17 protein-coding genes and 1 pseudogene are annotated in these 18,735 nt (G+C 61.4%); 11 read left to right on the forward strand and 7 right to left on the reverse strand.

Annotation, left to right across the window (positions count from 1 at the left end; all coding sequences use genetic code 11):
- Positions 1 to 38: 38 nt before the first annotated feature.
- The 4 genes from OGM67_10250 to OGM67_10265 all read left to right on the forward strand — a co-directional run bounded on the left by OGM67_10250 (position 39) and on the right by OGM67_10265 (position 5,008).
- Entirely contained in the window at positions 39 to 1,532 is a 1,494-nt protein-coding gene (locus OGM67_10250; protein ID UYJ33964.1) for an oligosaccharide flippase family protein, read from the forward strand.
- A gap of 23 nt (positions 1,533 to 1,555) precedes the next feature.
- A complete protein-coding gene (locus tag OGM67_10255; GenBank protein ID UYJ33965.1) occupies positions 1,556 to 2,401 on the forward strand; it encodes a hypothetical protein in 846 nt (281 codons plus the stop codon).
- A 6-nt stretch (positions 2,402 to 2,407) separates the two neighbouring features.
- The gene (locus OGM67_10260) at positions 2,408 to 4,141 is read left to right on the forward strand and encodes a hypothetical protein (protein ID UYJ33966.1); all 1,734 of its coding nucleotides are present in this window, start codon (positions 2,408 to 2,410) and stop codon (positions 4,139 to 4,141) included.
- A 348-nt stretch (positions 4,142 to 4,489) separates the two neighbouring features.
- Entirely contained in the window at positions 4,490 to 5,008 is a 519-nt protein-coding gene (locus OGM67_10265; GenBank protein ID UYJ33967.1) for a hypothetical protein, read from the forward strand.
- Positions 5,009 to 5,054: 46 nt separating this feature from the next.
- Here the strand turns inward: OGM67_10265 and OGM67_10270 are convergent, their stop codons facing one another.
- The 3 genes and pseudogenes from OGM67_10270 to OGM67_10280 all read right to left on the reverse strand — a co-directional run bounded on the left by OGM67_10270 (position 5,055) and on the right by OGM67_10280 (position 8,909).
- Complete coding sequence (locus tag OGM67_10270) at positions 5,055 to 7,325, reverse strand: SpoIIE family protein phosphatase (GenBank protein UYJ33968.1); 2,271 nt, start codon at positions 7,323 to 7,325, stop codon at positions 5,055 to 5,057.
- 189 nt (positions 7,326 to 7,514) lie between these two features.
- On the reverse strand, positions 7,515 to 8,243 hold the full coding sequence (locus tag OGM67_10275; GenBank protein ID UYJ36222.1) for a WecB/TagA/CpsF family glycosyltransferase: 729 nt from the start codon (positions 8,241 to 8,243) through the stop codon (positions 7,515 to 7,517).
- A 177-nt stretch (positions 8,244 to 8,420) separates the two neighbouring features.
- Positions 8,421 to 8,909 (reverse strand): annotated as a pseudogene (locus OGM67_10280) (hypothetical protein).
- Between the two features lie 456 nt (positions 8,910 to 9,365).
- Between OGM67_10280 and OGM67_10285 the strand changes: the two are divergent.
- The 6 genes from OGM67_10285 to OGM67_10310 all read left to right on the forward strand — a co-directional run bounded on the left by OGM67_10285 (position 9,366) and on the right by OGM67_10310 (position 13,917).
- A complete protein-coding gene (locus OGM67_10285; GenBank protein ID UYJ33969.1) occupies positions 9,366 to 9,947 on the forward strand; it encodes a hypothetical protein in 582 nt (193 codons plus the stop codon).
- Between the two features lie 178 nt (positions 9,948 to 10,125).
- The gene (locus tag OGM67_10290) at positions 10,126 to 10,836 is read left to right on the forward strand and encodes a class D sortase (GenBank protein UYJ33970.1); all 711 of its coding nucleotides are present in this window, start codon (positions 10,126 to 10,128) and stop codon (positions 10,834 to 10,836) included.
- 13 nt (positions 10,837 to 10,849) lie between these two features.
- Positions 10,850 to 11,719: a hypothetical protein gene (locus tag OGM67_10295; GenBank protein UYJ33971.1), complete on the forward strand. Its 870-nt coding sequence runs from the start codon at positions 10,850 to 10,852 to the stop codon at positions 11,717 to 11,719.
- A gap of 13 nt (positions 11,720 to 11,732) precedes the next feature.
- Positions 11,733 to 12,428, forward strand: a complete 696-nt coding sequence (locus OGM67_10300) for a Wzz/FepE/Etk N-terminal domain-containing protein (protein ID UYJ33972.1) — start codon at positions 11,733 to 11,735, stop codon at positions 12,426 to 12,428.
- Positions 12,425 to 13,165: a CpsD/CapB family tyrosine-protein kinase gene (locus OGM67_10305; protein ID UYJ33973.1), complete on the forward strand. Its 741-nt coding sequence runs from the start codon at positions 12,425 to 12,427 to the stop codon at positions 13,163 to 13,165. Before OGM67_10300 ends, OGM67_10305 begins: the two co-directional genes overlap by 4 nt.
- Positions 13,162 to 13,917 (forward strand): capsular biosynthesis protein, encoded by a 756-nt coding sequence (locus OGM67_10310; protein UYJ33974.1) that lies wholly within the window; start codon positions 13,162 to 13,164, stop codon positions 13,915 to 13,917. Before OGM67_10305 ends, OGM67_10310 begins: the two co-directional genes overlap by 4 nt.
- A gap of 108 nt (positions 13,918 to 14,025) precedes the next feature.
- Here OGM67_10310 and OGM67_10315 read toward each other — a convergent pair whose 3' ends face one another.
- Positions 14,026 to 14,871 (reverse strand): glycosyltransferase, encoded by an 846-nt coding sequence (locus OGM67_10315; GenBank protein UYJ33975.1) that lies wholly within the window; start codon positions 14,869 to 14,871, stop codon positions 14,026 to 14,028.
- Between the two features lie 261 nt (positions 14,872 to 15,132).
- Between OGM67_10315 and OGM67_10320 the strand changes: the two genes are divergently transcribed.
- The gene (locus tag OGM67_10320; protein ID UYJ33976.1) at positions 15,133 to 16,623 is read left to right on the forward strand and encodes a carboxypeptidase M32; all 1,491 of its coding nucleotides are present in this window, start codon (positions 15,133 to 15,135) and stop codon (positions 16,621 to 16,623) included.
- A gap of 104 nt (positions 16,624 to 16,727) precedes the next feature.
- On the opposite strand, the gene OGM67_10325 is transcribed toward OGM67_10320, so the two are convergent.
- The 3 genes from OGM67_10325 to OGM67_10335 all read right to left on the reverse strand — a co-directional run bounded on the left by OGM67_10325 (position 16,728) and on the right by OGM67_10335 (position 18,603).
- Positions 16,728 to 17,291, reverse strand: coding sequence for a hypothetical protein (locus OGM67_10325; GenBank protein UYJ33977.1), 564 nt, complete (start codon positions 17,289 to 17,291; stop codon positions 16,728 to 16,730).
- 412 nt (positions 17,292 to 17,703) lie between these two features.
- Positions 17,704 to 18,183 (reverse strand): hypothetical protein, encoded by a 480-nt coding sequence (locus tag OGM67_10330; GenBank protein UYJ33978.1) that lies wholly within the window; start codon positions 18,181 to 18,183, stop codon positions 17,704 to 17,706.
- 36 nt (positions 18,184 to 18,219) lie between these two features.
- Positions 18,220 to 18,603, reverse strand: a complete 384-nt coding sequence (locus OGM67_10335) for a winged helix-turn-helix transcriptional regulator (protein UYJ33979.1) — start codon at positions 18,601 to 18,603, stop codon at positions 18,220 to 18,222.
- Positions 18,604 to 18,735 lie beyond the last annotated feature (132 nt).

The raw sequence follows: 18,735 nt of genomic DNA on the forward strand, positions 1-18,735 counted from the left end.
AAGGAACTGCCTTGCGTACCAAACGTACCTTACTGAATATGGCCTACGCCCTGGGCTCCAGCCTGCTTTTGCTGCTGCTGGGGCTTGTCACGCGGCGTCTGCTGGTCGATAACTTCGGCCCGCAGATCACCACCGCATCTCAGGTCGTCAGCCAGCTTTTCAACTTTTTCTCGATCGCCGAGTTCGGTGTCGGCAGCGTCATCAGCTACCGATTGTATGAGCAGATCGCCGCGAAAAACGAGGAAAAAATCAGCAAGTATATGTCGATGTACAAGTGGGCCTACCGGGTCGTCGGCATGGTCATTGCGTGGCTTGCGCTCCTCGGCGCGGTAACGCTGCGCTGGATCATGCCCGATGTGCCCCCCGCCACGGCCTACACCGTGTACGGGCTAAATGTAGTTTCAACGCTGTGCAGCTATTTTCTGATCACCCGCCGCCTGATGTACACCTGCACCCAGCAGGGCTACCGCTGCACCCAGATCGACTTCTGCTGCAATGTGCTGACAAGCCTTGCCAAGATCGCCGTCTCGCTCTGGTTTGCGAACTATGTGCTGTATTTCAGCGTGACGATTTTCTTCAATGTCATGGCCAACCTGCTCATTGCGCGGCGGTTCAAAAAGGACTTCCCCTATGTGCATGATGTAAAAGTCACGGTCAACGACTTTAAAGAGCTGGGTATTTTCCACGATCTGCGGTATTTTCTGGTGCATCGCCTCTCCAACACGATCTACGGCTCGTCCGACACCATCGTGACCTCCCGCATGGGCGGCTCGACCCAGACGACCTTTCTGGGCAACTACAATACCATTTCCACCTCGGCAACCGACCTCGGCAACAAGGTCATGGACAGCTTTGCGGCCGCCATCGGCAACATCGTCTACGACAAATCTGCCGCCGCCAACGACCACGACAAACAGGTGTTCTGGGGCATGGACCTGTTCAGCTACCTGTTTGCCAGCTTTGTGGCCACGGCCTACTTCTGCCTGTTCCAGCCGTTCATGGCGTCCTGGATGGGTGAGCAGTGGCTGCTCCCCCTCGGCTTTGTGCTGGTGTTCTGCCTGAATGAGTATGTCGGCTGGAACCACCGGATGCTCGGCAGCTACCGCGCCGTCCTCGGCCATTTTGAGGATGACCAGTGGTTTATGGTCGCGTCCGCAACGGTGAATCTGGCGCTGAGCTTTCTGCTCTTTCCCCGATTTGACATCACCGGCGCGCTGATCGCCACCGTGGTGGCCCACTGCATCATGTGGGCCGGGCGCATCCGGGTCGTTTTCCGCCAGTATATGCGGGGCGGCCTTGCGCACTACCTTGCGGTGCAGGCGCTGCACCTTGCCACGCTGGCCGCCTGCATGGGCGGCAGCTACGCACTGTGCGCCAAAATGCCCGGCGGCTGGCTTGGCCTTGTGCCCCGCATCCTTATTGTGCTTATTGTACCCAATGTGCTGAATCTGGCCGTCTACGCTTGGGGCAAAGATGCCGCCTACCTGCGCCAGTACGGCGGCAAGGTAGCCAAAAAGCTGCTGAAAAAGTAACTGTCCTGCAAACAGGTGATAGTATGAAAACCCTCGCTGTTCTTTATATCTGCACCGGCGCTTATGTTGCGTTCTGGCGCGATTTTTACCCCAACTTCAAGGCAAACTTCCTGCCGGACTGCGACCGCACCTTCTTCGTCTTTACCGATGCCGACCACATCGCGTATGAGGACGCGCCCGATGTGCGCCGCATTCCGCAGCAGGCGCTGCCTTGGCCCTACAGCACGATGCAGCGGTTCGACGCCTTCCTCGGGCAGGAGGCTGCGCTCGCAAAATTCGACTATCTGTTTTTTGCCAACGCCAACCTGCACTGCACCCGCGTCATCTCCGCCGCCGAGCTGCTGCCCGACCCTGCCGCCGGGCAGACCCTCACGGCAGTCTGCCACCTGCCCTACTACGGCAGGGCTCCGATGTTCCACCCCTACGACCGCAGCGGCAAAAGCCGTGCCTCGATCCCCTACAACTGCGGGCAGTATTATGTGGCGGGCGGGCTGAACGGCGGCACGGCGGCGGCGTTCCTCGCCCTCTGCCGGGAGCTGAAGGCCCGCACCGATGAGGATCTGCAGCACGGCGTCATTGCGCGGTTCCACGATGAAAGCCAGCTCAACCGGCTCGTGGCCGAGGCGCCGCAGCACTTCCGCATCCTGCCCCCCGATTACTGCACGCCGGAGGAGACCCCCACCGGGCATGAGGCGATCCTTGTGCTGCAGAAATCGCGCTTTATCCAGATCGATGCCTCGCGCACCGTCAAAAAACCGCAGAGCTTCCCTGCGCGCAAGTGGGAGGCCTTCTGCCTGAACTGGCTGCCCTACCTGTGGCGGGCGCGGGATACCCTGCTGCGCCGCCGGGTCGAGCCGCCAAAGCATTGAATTATCATGACAAAAAACGATACCTGTAAACGCCTTCTCGCTGCGGCAGCGGTGCTGCTGGCCGCAGCCGCCATGCTGCACACCCTGTTTGTGGGGCTGGAGATCGACGAGGAATACGCCCTTTCGCTGGGATTCCGCCTTGTGCGGGGCGACCGGCTGTTCTATTCGATGTGGGAGCCGCACCAGCTTTCCGCCCTGCCCCCCGCGCTGCTGATCGCGGCATACACCGCCGTTACCGGCACCACCACCGGCGTGCTGCTGTTTGTCCGCGTCACCATGCTGGTACTCAAGGCTGTGCTGTCTGTCTGGTTTTACCGCGGCCTGCGCGCCCCGCTGGGCCGCACCAACGCCTGCTTGCTGGCACTGGTCCTCTTTGTCTTTACCCCCAAGTGGTTTCTTGGGCCGGATTATGTCAGCCAGCAGTTCCACTTTACGCTGGCAGCCTTTCTGTTTTTTTACGGCTACTATGCCCCCGGCCCGCAGCAGTACCGCGGCCTGTGGCGGGTGGCGGCAGGTGCGGTCTGCGCCTGCTTCAGCTTTTTAGCCTACCCGCAGTCTGCCGCGGCGGCACCGTTCCTGCTGCTCGGCCTTTGGCTGCTTGACCGTGCAGCGCCCCGCCGCTGCGGCGCGCTGCTCTTTTTGGTGAGCTGCGCCGTCTGCGGGGGCGCGTTTGCGCTTTGGCTGCTGCAGGGCATGGGCTTTGATCTGCCCGCCCTATTGGCCCGCGCCGCACTGATCCTGAACGACCCGCAGTATGACTTCACAGCCGGGGAGCGGCTGCACACGCTGGCCGGGCAGGCTGCCGCCGTTTTGCAGACCTGCCGGGTCCCGGCGCTGGCCGCAGCGGCGGCCGTCCTTGCAGGGGTGCTCTCCGGGCGGGGCAGCCGCCCCGCGCCCGCCCGCCTGCTGGAGCGGCTGCTCTGGTATTTCACCTTTTTCCTGACGCTCTGGTGTACGGCGCACAGCCTGATCTCGGTCAGTCTAGATTTCCGCCACCTCTATCTGGCGGCTGCACTGGCCGGCGGCTGGACGTTCTGCTGCGACCGCAGGGAAGTGCAGCACCGCACACTGCGCCGCCTGCTGTTCTGGCTGGGCTGGCTGCCCGGCATGGCGGCCTACCTTTTTATCCTGCGCTCGACCCTCATCGCGCTCTGCACGACCTTTATGTACCTGTTCTGGCCCGCCCTCTGCGGTGCCGCCGCACTCGCACTGAAAAGCCCCGCCGCGCCGCACCGCCGCAGACAAACGCAGCTGCTTCTGCTCTGTATGCTGCTTGCCGCCGCGCTGCCCCGCCTCTGGCTTGTGCAGCAGACCGGCTGGCGCTGCGGGACTGTGCGGGAGGTGGCGGTGCAGCGCATCACCACCGGCCCCGCCGCCGGGACATGGGCCGATGAAAAGGCTGCCGACATGCAGGAGTGCCTGTATGAGGCGCTGGCCCCCTATGCAGGCCGGCCGGTGCTGCAGGCCATCGGCGAACAGCACGGCCTCGGCTTTCTGATGGCGGACGGCACCCTGACCGTGGCGCAGGCGTCGGTCATCTCCGGCACCGACAGTGACCCCCGGTTTGAACAGTATTACGCCGAGCTGCCCGAAAAGCAGCCCCGCGTCATCCTCTACGATGACGCCGAGGTCCGCGACATGGCTGCGTTCCACACCTGGCTTGAGCAGCATTTTACCATCACCGACCGCTACACTGTGCAGCACGGCACCGCCAGCCTGCAGGTGCTCATCGTCGGCTGACCGGGCCTGTTCACAATTTACAATTTTCACAGGCGGGGCAGTTGTCACAGCTGCCCCGCCTGTGGTATACTAGGGCAATACCGCATAATTCTAAGTGCCGATACGGCGAGCGAGGCGCGACAGCTGCTAAGCCAAAAGCGCAGATAATACTTTGTGTATTATCGAGCATTTTGGCAACGCAGATGCCGTGCCGCACACCGAGCCGCAGCGAGGCGCTTCGGAGCGCAACCGCCGCTTGCGGCGGCTCTTGGCGCGGAGATCCGCCGGAGCGGTGCTTAAGCCGTAAGGCGGGAATTATGCGGTGTTGCCCTAAGCATATATCGTCAAAATCTGCAAGGAGGCGCCCCCATGGGCCTGATCACCACCATCCAGAACAAAACCGAACAAGTCCGTGCGAAGGAGCGCATCCGTCCGCTGCTGGAAAGCCGCATGATGCGGGACATCCTGCTTGAGATCGGCCAGCGCGGCACCGAAAAGCTGGACCCCCAGAGCGTACCGCTTGAGCAGCGCCCTTTAGCCACCAAGCGCGCCGCCGAATGCGGCACCGCCGGCCTGCAGCAGAGCGTCATCCGCGAGGTGCTGCTTGACGAGACCGGCATCATCCTCTACGCCGGCACCGGCGAGGTTCGCTTTCTCTACGGCGACTATAACTACGAAAACATCGAGGACACCGACTGTCTGCCCGCCGTGGCGCAGTATCTTGTCCAGCATCTGCTCGGCTACTACAACATTACCCGGACCTTCTACTCGGTCCCCCGGCACAACGGCCGCACCGTGACGGAAAAGACCCGGCAGGTCTTTGTCCGCCGCCATCATGAGGACACCCCCTTCGACCCTCAGCCCACCCGCAAGCAAAAGCTGTTTTGATCCCGCGCCCCTGCGCTGCGTTTTCCGCGGTGCAGGGGCTTTTTTGTCACCGGCGGCTGAGCGCCAGCACCGCCACCGTGATGTCGTCCCGCTTTTCCCCGGCGCGGCGGGCGGCGGCATCGGCCACCGTCTCGGCGGCCTGCTTCGGGGTATGGCCCAGCCGCGCGCAGAGCTGCAGCTGCTGCATCAGCCAGTCGCTGCCGTCCGCAAGGGCACCGTCACTGACCAGCACCACCCAATCCCCGGCGTCCAGCGCAAAGGTCGAGGACCGCCCCACCAGACTGTCCAGCACCCCCATCGGCAGGCTGGCGCCGTCCAGCATCCGGGGCACACCGCCCCGTACCAGAAAGCTCGGTGCCGCCCCCGCCTTAAACAGCCCGGCCCGCCCGGTGTAGAGATCCACCGTCAGCAGATCGAGCGTGGCCCCGGCCTCCTGCTCGGCTCCCTTCAGCCCAAGGGCCACATTTACAAGGCGGGCGGCGCTCTCGGCCGCAAAGCCGGCCCGCAGCAGCTGGGCTGTCAGCTTGGCGGCCATCTGGCCGTCCACCGCTGCCGCCCGTCCGGTGCCCATGCCGTCGCACAGCAGCATCTGGGCGCGGCCGCTCGTATCACAGAACTGATCCAGCGCATCGCCGCTGACGCTCTGCCCCGCCGCCGCGTGGGCCGCCGCACCGAACTGCGCCGCAAACAGCGGCCGCTCGCCGAAGGTCAGCATCGTGACGGTGCGGCAGTGGGTGATCTCTGGCAGATCCATATCCCGGCGGCAGAGGCGGCTCATCTCCTCCGTCAGCCCCGCGATCTCCTCCCGGGTAAAATGGGTGCGGCAGATCGTAACGCTGGCAGTCAGCCGCCCGGCCAGGTCGGCGGTCACGCTGCACTCCAGCGCCTCAAGGCCCAGCCCTGCAAACAGCTGGGCGACCCGGCTCTCCCGCCGGGGGTCGGGCAGACCCGCCTGCCCCAGCTTACCGGCCAGCTGGGCCAGCGCCCCGGCCAGTGCGCTGTACTGCTCCGTCAGGGCGGTGCGCAGCATCTGCGCCCGGGCGCGGTTTTGGCGGCGGCTGCGCCACAGCCGGTAGCCGTGGTTGGCCGCCGTGCAGAGGTCCGCCGGGTGGATGCAGACCGAAAGCTGCCCCGGCAGATCCTGCACCTCCACCCGGCCGCGGCTCTCCAGCACCGGCTTCAGGTGGTACAGCCCGTCCATCGCCGTGGCATACCCGCGCACCCAGCACCGGCTGCGGCGGGTGCAGTTCTGGCAGGTCGTGCGCGCCACCTGCTCGACCACAAAGTCAAAGCACTCTCCCTTCGGCGGCATCTGCCGCTGGCAGACGGCATTCACCGTGTCAGCAATGTCGCTCAGGGCATCCGCCACGCCGGACAGCTTGCGCGCCGCACCGCTCAGCCCCTGCGCCTGCACGGGCGGGGCCGGCGGGGGAAAGACCCTGCGCAGCGCCCCGGAGGGCAGCGCCATCGCCGCCGCCATACCCACCCCGGCGCTGACGGCCAGCGGCACGGCATGCACCGCATCGGGGGCTGCCAGCGCGCCCACCGTACAGCCCACCGCAAAGACCCCGGCGCAGCGCCAGCGCTCCCCGGGGCAGAGGCAGGCCGCCGCCAGACTGCCCAGCGCGACCGCCAGCGCCGCAAAGGCAAGCGCCGGGCCGGATGCCGTGATGGCCGCCGCCAGCGCGATGCTCAGCACCGCCGTCTGTTCCAGCGTTCCGGCCATGGCCGCGCACAGCCCTGCCCCGGCGGCCAGCGCCAGGCCCGGAGCCAAGGGCCCGGCGGCACAGCGCTGCAGGCAGGCCGTGGCCACCGCCAGCCACAGGCAGACGCCCCGCGGCTCCCGCGCCGGAAAATGCGCAAACGCCCAGCCGAACCCCGCCGCCAGCAGGGCGGTACACCCCACCGTGACGGTCTGGGAAAAATTTTGGATGCCCCCCACCAGCAGCAGCTGTATGACCTGCGCTGCCGTCAGCGTCAGGCAGCCGGCCAGCACACCGGCTTTTGTGCTGCCATCGACAAGCCGCCGCACCGTGGCGGCCGCCACCGCCGCCACCCCCAGCTTGATCCCCAGCAGCGCCGGCTGAAACGCCAACCCTGCCGCCAGCGTGCCGAGCGCCGCCGCCACACAGTAGGCGGGCGGGCAGCCGATGACGAGCGCCAGCCCGAACGGTGCCGCACCGCCATAGACCTGCCCGGCCCCCAGTGCCGCACCGCCGAGCAGCGCCGCCCCCTGCCACAGCAGCGCCGCGCTGCGCGCGCCGGGCAGCAGCTTTTCCGTGTTGATAGGTAGATGCTCTCTGCTTGATACAGTCATACAGTCACCCTCCGCAATGTACCGGCAGCCCGTGCGGGCCGCCTACAGTGTATGTCCGGACAGCCATGACTATACCACGCCCGCCCGCCGCTTTTTGCCGCAGAGCGTGGAAACCCGAAAACAACATATAAACAAACAAAAAAGAGCACCGCCGCCCAAAAAAGGGCGCGATGCTCTTACAAAGCTGCCTTACTGTCTCCAGGTCCACCACAAATATTTGGTGTTCGTCACAAAATACCGCTTGAACAGCCGCTTCGGGTCCTGCATAAGGCGGTAGAGCCATTCCAGATTGTGCCGCTGCATCCACATCGGCGCACGGCGGATGTTGCCCGCCTCGTAGTCGAACGCCGCACCGACACCGACCATCAGCGCCTGCACGCGGTCCTCATGCACAGCCATCCAGCGCTCCTGCTTGGGCGCGCCAAGGCCCACCCAGACAAAATCCGGCTTTGCCTCATTGATCCTGCGCACGACCTCCTCGTCCTCCTCGGGGCTCAGCGGGCGGAACGGCGGCGAGTACATCCCGGCGATCACGGCGCCGGGGTAGTTTTCCTCAACCTTTTTGCGCAGAATGTCCAGCGTTTCCTGCGTGGAGCCGTAAAAATAGTGGCGGTAGTGCTTTGTGGCGCTCTGCCGGAGCAGCTCTTTCATCAGATCGGGGCCGGTCACGCGGGCGGCATTGGTGTAGCCCTGCTGGCGGCTGTACTTCGACAGCGGGCCGCCGTCGGGCAGCGCCATGACCGCGCCGTTCTGCACAGCCTGATAGTCCGGGTCCTCATGGGCCGTCACCGTTGTGTGGACATTTGCCACGCAGATGTATTTCCCGCGCCAATCCTCAAGCTTTTCCTCGATCAGGCGCAGCGTCTTGTCCATGTCGGTGACCACAATGTTCACGCCCATAATGTCGCAGGTGTCCATCAGATGCAGGTTGGTGTAGCGCATGCTGCCCACGCTGTCCAGCTCGCTGCGCGCGGTCATAAAATCGTTGTAGACCGGCACCGCCGCGACCCGCAGGTGGTAGCTGTCCGCCAGCAGCATGATGCGGCGGATCTCGGCGGCATCCTGCACATCCTGCACCAGTACCAGCGTTTCGATGCGGTTGTCCCGCACGACCCGGTACAGGTCCTGCACGGTGCCGCGGTAATCGGGCAGGGCCTTGCAGGGGGCGGGGGCCAGATAGCCGCTGTACCGCAGCGACACCGGGCTTTTCCCGCGGAAAGTCTCGGCGTAGAACCGCTGCGCCAGCTCCCCGCTGCCGATCAGCAGCGTGCGGGAGGCAATGTCGTTCCTGCGCACATAGGCATCGGCGGCCTTGTCAAAGGCAAACCGCTTGCCCACAATGACCACGATGGACAAAAGATAATAGTACACCAGCAGCAGGCGGGAGAGCTGATTGACCCGGAAGGTGTAGAACACGGTAGCCATCAGCGCCAGACCGGCGAGGTTTGTAAGCCCGACAAGAAAAAGCTGCTTGCCCCAGTTCTTGACATGCAGCGTGCGATAAGTTCCCTCGACCGCATAGCAGGCCACATTGGCAAGGGCATACAGCCCCGCCACCGGCAGGAAGGTCCAGACATCCCACATGCCGAACTGGCTGCCGATGGGGCTGAACGCGCGCAGCACACCAGCCAGAATGAACACAGTGACGAGCAGTATAAATTCAGTTGCCGCGTTCAAGAAGCACAGCAGCGGTACTTTATGATAATGCATGACGGACCTCCGTATGGCCGAATAGTTACGATTATTGTACCATATACAAGCATGATTTTCAATACGCAGCATAAAGCAGCCTCCTTTCGGGCTGTTTCAGCATAACACTTCTGCTTTTTTTCTAAAATCAGTCAATGAAATCTCGTGTGGTGGGCCGCTTTTCGTTAGTTTATCCAAAATTCGTATTTTTTCGTATCTGCTCTGGAAATTTGCAATCCTTTGTGCTATACTTTTAGTACCGTTACAGTCGGGATGGTCTATCTCCGTTCCGCCGCGCGGTATATGCGGTTTATGCCGTATATATTTTTCGAGGAAAGGAGGAAACTACCAATGAACAACTTCAAGAAGTTCGTCGCCGTTCTGCTGGGCGTTGTGATGGCTTGCGTTTTCGCGACCTCCGCTTTTGCTGCTGATGTTCAGAACACCGCCAAGGCTAAGGCCACGATCCAGGGTTTCCTGGCTCAGAAGGGTGTCACCACCCTGAGCCGCACGGTTGACAGCCTGACTCCCAGCCAGCTGGCCACCATCCGCGACAACCAGTCCGCTCTGGTCAATGCTGTCAACAACACTGCTTCTTCCGTTGCTGGCACCGCTGATGCCAACTCTGCTATCACTTATGTGAACGAGGGCATCAAGACCGTCAATGGTCTGCTGCCTGCCGGCGTCAGTGTTGAGCCTGTCTTTGACATCTCTGATGCTTCCAAGCTGAAGGTCAGTGTCAAGGTTACTGCTAACGGCATCACCGAGACCGCTTCTGCTGAGAAGGGCCTGTCTGCCAGTGCCAACCCCCTGACTGCTACTTCTGCAGTCATCAAGGCTACCGGTGACAACTCTGCCGTTGTGTTCGCCGTTGCAGCTCTGGCTGTTGCCGGCGTCCTCGGCATGGCCGTCCGCAAGGAGCGTGCGCTGTAAGACAGTTGCACACACTGATGACTTATCATCAGTGACGGGCAGAACTTCGGCTCTGCCCGTTTTCGTTGTTTACACGGCACTGTCAACTTTGTGTTGACTGGCCGTTTTTATACATAGAGAGTCGAGCTTATCGAAGCCGTTTGGGATTTCATTGCATCAGAAGGGAAATTATTTTATTATGCAGTCGAACAAAAAGCATTCTTTTGTGCGGCGCAGTCCGCTGGCCTATGTGGTTGTGCCGTTGGTTTTCACGGCAATCAGTGCCGTAATTTTTTTCACCACAACTAAAATCCTGCTTGCCCCCTATCAAGCCCTTATCAGTTGGGTCCTCACGACCACGGAGGTTGCGCAGCCGCAGGATCTTCTGGCAAATGCAGCCACCGTCATCAATGGCGGCGCTGCGGAGGAGGCATCCTCCCAGCCCGATTCCATCCCCCTGAGTTCTGTCACCTACCCGACTGTGGGTGACCGCTATGCCACGATCACCGTCTCCGGCACCAATGTGGACGCCCCGGTCTTTTACGGTGACACAAACAAGATCCTAAATCAGGGCGTGGGCACCTACGCAGACAATGGCGGCGCCGGCATTCCCGGCGAGGGCAAGACCATCCTGCTGGCGGGCCACAACAACACCTTCTTCAATGACCTGCAGCACGCCGAGGTCGGCGCGACCGTCACAATCACGACCCACTACGGCGTCTACACCTACGAGGTCACCGAGATGAAGGTCATGGATTATCAGGACGAGACCTCCTATGACTTCTCCCGCACCGATGAAAACCTGATCCTGTACACCTGCTATCCCTTTGATGCGCTCGGCTTTACCCCGAACCGCTATTTCGTCTATGCCAAATATGTATCCGGCCCCGTGCTGGACAAGAACAGCTAAGGGGGTGTTGAATATGCATAAGAATGTCTCCGCACGCCCCCGTTCCAAGGGCAATACCGTTTGGGCCTTGATCATGTCCTGGCTGTCCAGCCTTCTGCTGACGCTGCTTGCTTTTTTTCTGGTGCTGCTGACCACCATTTGCAGCCCCACTTTTATGAAGCAGCAGGTCGCACGCAGTGGATTCAGCGAGACTGCGTACACCTACCTGTATGACAACTTCGTCAGCTACGGTGCCTCCTCCGGCTTTTCTGCCGATGTAATGACCTCTGCCATCTCGCGCGACCAGATCACTGCGGACATGGACAGCGCCGTCACACGGCTGTATGACGGCGACACAGCGCTTGACAGCCGCGACAGCATCCAGACCGCCACCTATGACGCTCTGCTTGCCAACCTGAATGCCCGCGGCGTTGATGTCACTTCCGATGTGGAGTCTGCCGTTGCGATCGTTGCCGATGCCTGCCGCCTTGACTATGCCAACTATGTTGCCATTCCGCTGGCCAGCCAGCTGTACACCATCATTGAGAAGTTTGACCGCATTGTGCCCATCAGCGTTGCCGCCATGGCCCTTGTCTGCGCCGCCAGCATTTTCCTGATGCTGCGTCTGGCGGCTTCTCCCCGCTTCGCCGTGCGCTGTCTGACCTTTGCCTTCACCGCATCGGCCGTTCTGTGCAGCATCGGGGCCACCGCGCTTGTGCCTGCCATGCACCTGAACAATCTGAACCTCAACCCCGCCTCGGTCAAGCAGCTGATCATCACCTATGTCCAGAATCTTTTCGGCCGTTTCGGCCTGTTCGCTCTGGTTTACGGTGCCCTTGCCGTGATCCTGCTGGCGCTGACCTTCACCGCCGGAAGCCGCACCAAACGCCGTCAAAACACTTAATCGGAGGATACGCATGGAAAACGAAGAATACGAAACCATTGACCTTTTAGAGGTCCTGAATGCCGTCCGCCAGCACCTGCTGGCCGTCATTCTCACAACCCTGATCTTGGCCTGCGCCGGCTTTGGTGTTTCCAAGTTCCTGATGACCCCCAAATATCAGGCGTCCGCGCTTATGATCGTCAACACCCGGCAGGACACCACCAGCAATGTCACCAGCGACCAGATCAACTCCGCCACCAAGCTGGTCTCCACCTACAGCATCATCATCAAGAGTGATACCGTGCTGCAGCAGGTCATCAACAATCTGGGCCTGAATCTGACCTACTCCGAGCTGGCTGAGCGCGTAACCGTCAGCGCCGTGGACGACACTCAGGTCATGAAGGTCACCGTCCTGAGTGACAACCCCGAGTGGGCGCGTCAGGTCTGTGAGCAGATCACCGTGGTTTCCCCCGATGTCATTCTGGAATCTGTCGAGGCCGGCTCGGTCAAGGTCATTTCCAGCGCCTCGATCAACCCCGATCCCGTCTCCCCCAACACGATGCGCAATACCGCCATGGGCGGCGTGGCCGGTCTGGTCATCAGCCTCGGCATCATCTTCCTCACCGTCCTGCTGGACAACAAGATCAACACCGAGGAGGATGTCACAAAGTATCTGGATCTCACCGTTGTCGGTGTCATCCCTGAATATGAGGGAGGCAAAAAGAAATGAGCAAGCCCGCAAAAAAGAACCATCGCAAACTGTTCACGGTCGGTTCCGATGCCCCGTTCCAGTTTACCGAGGCCTATAAGTCCCTGCGCACCAATCTGGAGTTCCTTTCTGCCTCCGGCAGCTGCAAGACCATCCTGATCACCTCCTCTGTCCCCGAGGAGGGCAAGACCAATGTTGCCGTCAACCTCGCCATCACGCTGGCCTCCTCCGGCAAGCGGGTCGTGCTGGTGGACTGCGACATGCGCAAATCCGCCGTCTCCCGCTATCTGCGCATCCCGCGCAGCCGCACGGGCCTGACGAATGTCATCACCTCCCATGAGGAAAATGCACTGGCCTCCGCACTCATCCGGATGAAGGACACCGGCATCACGGTCCTGCCGGTCGGCACCATCCCGCCGAACCCCGCAGAGCTGCTGGCCTCCTCCACGACCGAGAAGATCTTTAAGGCGCTGCAGAACGCCTTCGATTATGTGATCGTTGACACGCCCCCCGTCTCTGTCGTCACCGATGCCGCCGTCCTCTGCCGCGTGGCGGACGGTGTGCTGCTCGTTGTGCGCCCCGGCGTCACCACGATCCAGGGTGCCCAGCTGAGCAAAAAGAACCTCGAGGCCGTAAACGCCCACATTCTGGGCGTCATCATGAACGGCTACAACGCCAAAAAGACCGGCCGCCGCGATGGCTACTCCTACGCCTATTCGTACGGCTACTACGACTCCAAACAGGAAACCGATGAATGAAAAACTCTCTTGTAGAGCTGCACTGCCACATCCTGCCGGGCATTGACGACGGCGCCAGAGATCTGGATATGTCGATGTCGCTTTTGCGCCGGGAGGTATCTGACGGCGTTGTCGGCGTTGTCTTTACGCCGCACTTTCATTATGAGCGCATCACAGTAGAAAAGTTTGTCGAACTGCGCAAGGCCGCCTTCCGGCAGGTCGCGGCTGCGGTCCGCACCGAGGGGCTGCGCGTAGCCGGCAAGCTTGGGGCGGAGGTGTACTATTCCACCGCTCTGCCCAGCCTTGATCTGAGCAAGCTGGCCTTTGCCGACACAAGCTACATTCTGATTGAATTTCCCACCACCATCCAGCCGCCGGGCATTGATGAAACGCTGTTTGCCATCCGTGCTCAGGGCTACACGCCGATCCTCGCCCATGTCGAGCGCTACCCCTTTGTGACCGAGGATCCCACCCTGTTGTACAACTGGGTCAATGCCGGGTGCCTGGCGCAGATCAACGCAACCGGCCTGATCCGCGAGGGGCATACCAGCCGCTGGCTGCACAAGCTGCTGGACTGGAACCTTGTGCATCTGCTCTCCAGCGATTGCCACCACCCCGAAAAACGCCCGCCCAACCTGCGGGAGGGCTTTGACCATCTGCCCCCGGCCGTTGCCCGCCGCCTGCAGAAAAACGCGATCGAGGTCTACCTCGGCAATGAGTTCCGTGTGCCGGACCCGACAGAACCCAAATACCGCTTCGGGCATTGGGTATAAACAAAAAAACCGTCGATATATCATCGACGGTTTTTTGTTTATACCCTGTAGGGGCCGGGCATGCCCGGCCCTCAACCTCACCATAAGTGCCCTGCCTCGCGGCGGGCATCACGCCTCTGCTACAGCAACCAGATACTTATAGATCTGCGGCTTGTACTCCTCATACAGGCCCAGATGCTCATACAGCTCCTTGTAATAGGCAAACAGCGTGGCACGGGTGGCCACCACATTCACCGGGTTCAGCGCCGTATGCACCGCGCTGCCCGGCGTGTTGAAGTAGTTGTAGATCGGCGTTGACAGCGCGTAGAACTTCTCCGCATAGCGGATATAGCTCAGGTTAAAGTAGAGATCCTCCGACCAGTCCATATCCTCGGCGCAGATGACATCATCGTGGGCGCGCACGATGTCGGCGCGGTAGAGCTTGTTCCACATCACGCCGTAGTAGAAGCTGGCCGGCTCCTGCATCAGCCCGGCGGCAAACTCCTCCTTCGTCATCGGCCCCTCCATCAGGAAACCGAAGGTCTGCACCCGGGTCGGACGCTCGGGCCGCTGGCTGCCCTCGGCGCGGGGCTTGGGCGGCGAGATGCGGTTGTAATGGGCAATGACCAGATCTGCCCCGCTCTCCTCGGCATGGCGGACGAGCAGCTCGGTGGCGTAGGGCTGGATCGTATCGTCCGCATCGACAAACTGCAGGTATTTTCCCTTTGCCTCACGCAGACCCATATTGCGAGTGGCTGCCACACCGCTGTTGGCCTTGTCGATCAGCACGATGCGGGGGTCCACCTTGGCGTACATCCTGCAGACCTCAAGGCTGACATCCTTGCTGCCGTCGTTCAGCAGCAGGATCTCAAGGTTCTGGTAGGTCTGGCGGCGGATGCTCTCCACACAGCGCGCGATATGATCCTGTGCGTTATAAATGGGCACAATAATACTTACAAGCGGCTTTTCCGTCATGGCGGCGGGCCTCCTTTTCCCGATAGTATAACCACAATACCACAAAATTCCCCGCTTGGCAATGGAAAAAGTGCGCGAGATGTGGTATGATGCTTATAAAGGCTTCCCCATCGAGGGAAGCTGTCCGCGAAGCGGACTGACGAGGGCCAACCTTCCGCCGCAGCCTGTTCACGGGCTGCCCCCGCAGACCTGCCCCTCATCCGGCCTTCGGCCACCTTCCCCCAAGGGGGGAAGGCATCACTATGAAACGAGGTCACCAACATGAAGCCTTCCATCATCCGCCTGCGCGCGCTGGAAAAGCAGCTTTTTGCCTACCGTTACGCGCTCAACACCGTTGATTTCGATGCCGAAACCGTTGCCCCCGAGGGCAGCGCCGACGGCCGCGCCGAGGCCTGCGAGGTGCTGAGCCGCGCCAGCTTTGAGCTGCTTGTCAACGCAGACACCGCTGCCCTGCTGCAGCAGGCTGCCGCCGAGGCCGAGACCGAGCAGGAGCAGGCCGAGGTCCGCCAGCTGCAGCGCCAGTACGATGAAATTGCAAAGATCCCGGCTGAGGAGTACGCCGCCTTCACCAAGCTTTGCAACCAGAGCATCCCGGTCTGGGTCAAGGCCAAGCGCACGAACGATTTCAGCCTGTTTGCGCCGTATCTGGAAAAAATCGTGGCCGCCCGCCGGGCGCAGGCGCATTATTTTGCCCCCGACCGCGACCCGTATGAGGTCTGGCTTGACCGGTACGAGAAGGGCCTGACCATCGCCCAGTGCGATGCGTTTTTTGCCACGCTGCGCGAGACCATCGTGCCGCTGCTCGCCGACATTCAGGCCCGGGGCAAGGCCGTGCGCACCGATTTTCTCGATCAGGTGTGGCCGCTGGACGGTCAGCGCGCCGTCAGCAAAAAGATCATGGAGCTGTGGGGTCTTGATCCGGCCCACTGCTATCTGGCCGAGAGTGAGCATCCCTTCACCACCGAATTCTGGCGCGGCGATGTGCGCATCACGACCCACTATATGGAGCGCGACATGTTCTCCAACCTTTACAGCGTTGCCCATGAGGGCGGCCATGCGCTGTATGAGCTGAACATCGACCCCGCCTACGACTACACGGCCGTGACCGGCGGTGCCACAATGGGCCTCCACGAGAGCCAGTCCCGCCTGTTTGAAAACCTTGTCGGCCGCAGCCGTGCCTTTGTCAGCTTCCTCTACCCGACCCTGCGGGAAATCTTCCCCGATCAGCTGGCCGATGTCACTGCCGAGGAGGTCTGGCGCGCCGTCAACCGCGCCGAGCCCGGCCTGATCCGCACCGAGGCTGACGAGCTGACCTACGCGCTGCACATTATGGTCCGCTATGAGCTGGAGAAGGCACTGATGCAGGGAACGCTGGCCGTGGCCGACCTGCCCGCCGCATGGAACGCCAAGTACAAGGAGTACCTCGGCGTGGATGTGCCCGATGACGCCCACGGCTGCCTGCAGGACATCCACTGGGCGATGGGCGACCTCGGCTATTTCCCGAGCTATGCCCTCGGCAGCGCCTACGGCGCACAGGCGGTCGATGATCTGCGCAAAACGATGGACCTCGATGCCCAGTGGGCCGCCGGTGATCTGGAGCCGCTGAAGGCTGCCCTCAAGGCGCGCGTCTGGCAGTGGGGCTGCATGAAGGAGCCGCAGTGGCTTGTGGAAAGCCTTTGCGGCGGCAAGTTCGACCCACACCACTTCACCGAGTATTTAAAGAAGAAGTATACCGAGCTGTACGAACTGTAAGCAGACAGCTGCGTATCAAAAAATCACATTCTTATTGCATATCCCCCATAAAATAACATTCCCGGCGCCGCAAAACCGTTCCGGTCTTACGGCGTCGGGGCTTTTCAGCACAGGACGCTGTCAGGGCAGTGCAGGCAGGTGTACAGGTAGCCCAGTGCCTCCTCCACCGTGTCAAACTCGCCGCTGTCACTGTCGGCGGGGTGGGCGGGCAGAGTGGATTTATCAAAGGGAATCCCCTGCTCCTGCCGCCATTCGTCAAGCTGCGCGGCGATGCTGCGGGCGTAGGCCGGGCGGTCGGCACGGCTGGCCTGCGCATCTATGTAGGCGCAGGCGCTGTATCTGCCCGGCGCGGGCAGATAGGCCAGCTCGACCAGTGTGCCGCGGTCACGATCAAGGTAAAACAGCAGCTTGCCGCCGTATGCGGCAAGCTCAGCCGCCTCCGCCTCCCGGTTTGTGATCTGGGGTACAGCGGCCGTCAGCCGCTGCAGTTCGGCCCGCAGGGCATCACCGTCCTGCGGGTAGGCGCTGGTATCCTTTGCCGCGGCGAGTTCCTCCATGCAGTAATCCTGCCAGCAGGGTGCGCAGTTTCCCTGCTTTGCGCGCTCGACAGCGTACAGGAGATCCGCGCGATAAGCGGCTGCCAGTCTGTTCATCTGCTGATTTTCCATAGCGTATAACCATCCTTTGCATTCAGGCATCCCCACCTAAGACAGCGCCGCTGCCTTGCGTGGGGATGCTATTCTTATTTAGGGCAATACCACATAATTCTAAGTGCCGATACGGCGAGCGAGGTGCGGCAGCTGCTAAGCCAAAAGCGCAGATAATACTGGATGTCTTATCGAGCATTTTGGCAACGCAGATGCCGTGCCGCAGCCGCCGGAGCGGTGCTTAAGCCGTTAGGCGGGAATTGTGCGGTATTGCCTTCGTCTGCTTTTCTTCGGCTTGCAGGTATATCGTAACACAGCGCGCTGTCGAATCCTGCTGGTTTATAAGACCGAACGCCGGTTTATTTTGGGGATGGTTGTTTTCCGCTGTCGAAAAAGGCCGGTCACACGCCCAGCCCTGCAAAGCGTTTTTCCGCTATGCGGAAGGCCGCAGCACCTCGTACAGCGCGTCCAGCCTTTGGGGCACTGCACTCAGGTCGATGGTACCAAAGTCCGTTGTCACGCCGGCAGCCTCCAACAGGCCGCTCCCGTCAGCCGGGTCCTCGCAGATCTGACGGGCGTTGTACAGGATGCCGTCCCAGTTCAAGGCAAGCAGTTCCTGCTGCTGCGCGTCCAGCCCGCCCTGCCAGTCGGTCACGGTCTCGGCGCTGATGTCGGCGCGGCTCAGGTATTCTACCAGCACGGCCGCCGCCTGTGCGCTTTTCAGGCTGCAGCCGGCCGTATCCGCTCCATAGCAGACAAAGCCGTCCAGCACCGCCGCTGCGGTGTCTGCGGCAGACGGTGCCCCGGCAGCTGCGCTTTGGGCTGATGAAGGCTCGGTCGGCGGGGCCGCCTCCGCGCCGCACCCTGCCAAAAGAACTGCCGCCGCCAAAAGAACTGCAAGCCTACGCATCATGATCCCCCCTGTGTGGTACTTTTCCTCTGCCGTATACTATTCGCAGCAGCCCCGCCTTGTATCCGGGGCGCAGCAGCTCTTGCAGGTATTTTTGCGGATATAGTCCTGAATATCATCAAAGATCGGCATCAGCGCCTCGCCGTTCGGGGTCAGCCGGTATTCGACCCGGGGCGGGACCTCGTTGTAGTCGATCCGCTCGACCAGACCGTCCGCAGCCAGCTCCTTGAGCTGGTTGGACAGCATCTTGTGGGTCACACCGTCCAGCAGCCTGCGCAGCTCACCATAGCGCAGGGTGCCGTGCGCGCCCACCATAAATAATATGCGCATCTTCCATTTGCCGCTGATCTGGTCCATGACCTGCTCCATCTTGTCACAGCCCACATCGGCATAGCGGCAGTTGCAGTGTTCGTTCGGGTGCATTGTCACACTCTCCTTTTGGATAGCGGTTTCTAAAAAGTGCGTACTTGTCAAAATCGACCATTGGAATATACTGAGTATAGAGCATTTTTCCCGCGTTTGCAACTTGTTTCTGCACTGCTTTTGCGTTAGAAT

It is taken from the genome of Oscillospiraceae bacterium (genome assembly GCA_025757985.1).
Taxonomy (GTDB): domain Bacteria; phylum Bacillota; class Clostridia; order Oscillospirales; family Ruminococcaceae; genus Gemmiger.

Coding starts and splice junctions, on each gene's coding strand:
- OGM67_10295 (UYJ33971.1), top strand. CDS start 10,850: ATGCATAAGAATGTCTCCGCACGCCCCCGTTCCAAGGGCAATACCGTT.
- OGM67_10260 (UYJ33966.1), top strand. CDS start 2,408: ATGACAAAAAACGATACCTGTAAACGCCTTCTCGCTGCGGCAGCGGTG.
- OGM67_10275 (UYJ36222.1), bottom strand. CDS start 8,243: ATGGACACCTGCGACATTATGGGCGTGAACATTGTGGTCACCGACATG.
- OGM67_10255 (UYJ33965.1), top strand. CDS start 1,556: ATGAAAACCCTCGCTGTTCTTTATATCTGCACCGGCGCTTATGTTGCG.
- OGM67_10300 (UYJ33972.1), top strand. CDS start 11,733: ATGGAAAACGAAGAATACGAAACCATTGACCTTTTAGAGGTCCTGAAT.
- OGM67_10335 (UYJ33979.1), bottom strand. CDS start 18,603: ATGCACCCGAACGAACACTGCAACTGCCGCTATGCCGATGTGGGCTGT.
- OGM67_10315 (UYJ33975.1), bottom strand. CDS start 14,871: ATGACGGAAAAGCCGCTTGTAAGTATTATTGTGCCCATTTATAACGCA.
- OGM67_10305 (UYJ33973.1), top strand. CDS start 12,425: ATGAGCAAGCCCGCAAAAAAGAACCATCGCAAACTGTTCACGGTCGGT.
- OGM67_10285 (UYJ33969.1), top strand. CDS start 9,366: ATGAACAACTTCAAGAAGTTCGTCGCCGTTCTGCTGGGCGTTGTGATG.
- OGM67_10325 (UYJ33977.1), bottom strand. CDS start 17,291: ATGGAAAATCAGCAGATGAACAGACTGGCAGCCGCTTATCGCGCGGAT.
- OGM67_10270 (UYJ33968.1), bottom strand. CDS start 7,325: ATGACTGTATCAAGCAGAGAGCATCTACCTATCAACACGGAAAAGCTG.
- OGM67_10320 (UYJ33976.1), top strand. CDS start 15,133: ATGAAGCCTTCCATCATCCGCCTGCGCGCGCTGGAAAAGCAGCTTTTT.
- OGM67_10330 (UYJ33978.1), bottom strand. CDS start 18,183: ATGATGCGTAGGCTTGCAGTTCTTTTGGCGGCGGCAGTTCTTTTGGCA.
- OGM67_10265 (UYJ33967.1), top strand. CDS start 4,490: ATGGGCCTGATCACCACCATCCAGAACAAAACCGAACAAGTCCGTGCG.
- OGM67_10290 (UYJ33970.1), top strand. CDS start 10,126: ATGCAGTCGAACAAAAAGCATTCTTTTGTGCGGCGCAGTCCGCTGGCC.
- OGM67_10310 (UYJ33974.1), top strand. CDS start 13,162: ATGAAAAACTCTCTTGTAGAGCTGCACTGCCACATCCTGCCGGGCATT.
- OGM67_10250 (UYJ33964.1), top strand. CDS start 39: ATGGCCTACGCCCTGGGCTCCAGCCTGCTTTTGCTGCTGCTGGGGCTT.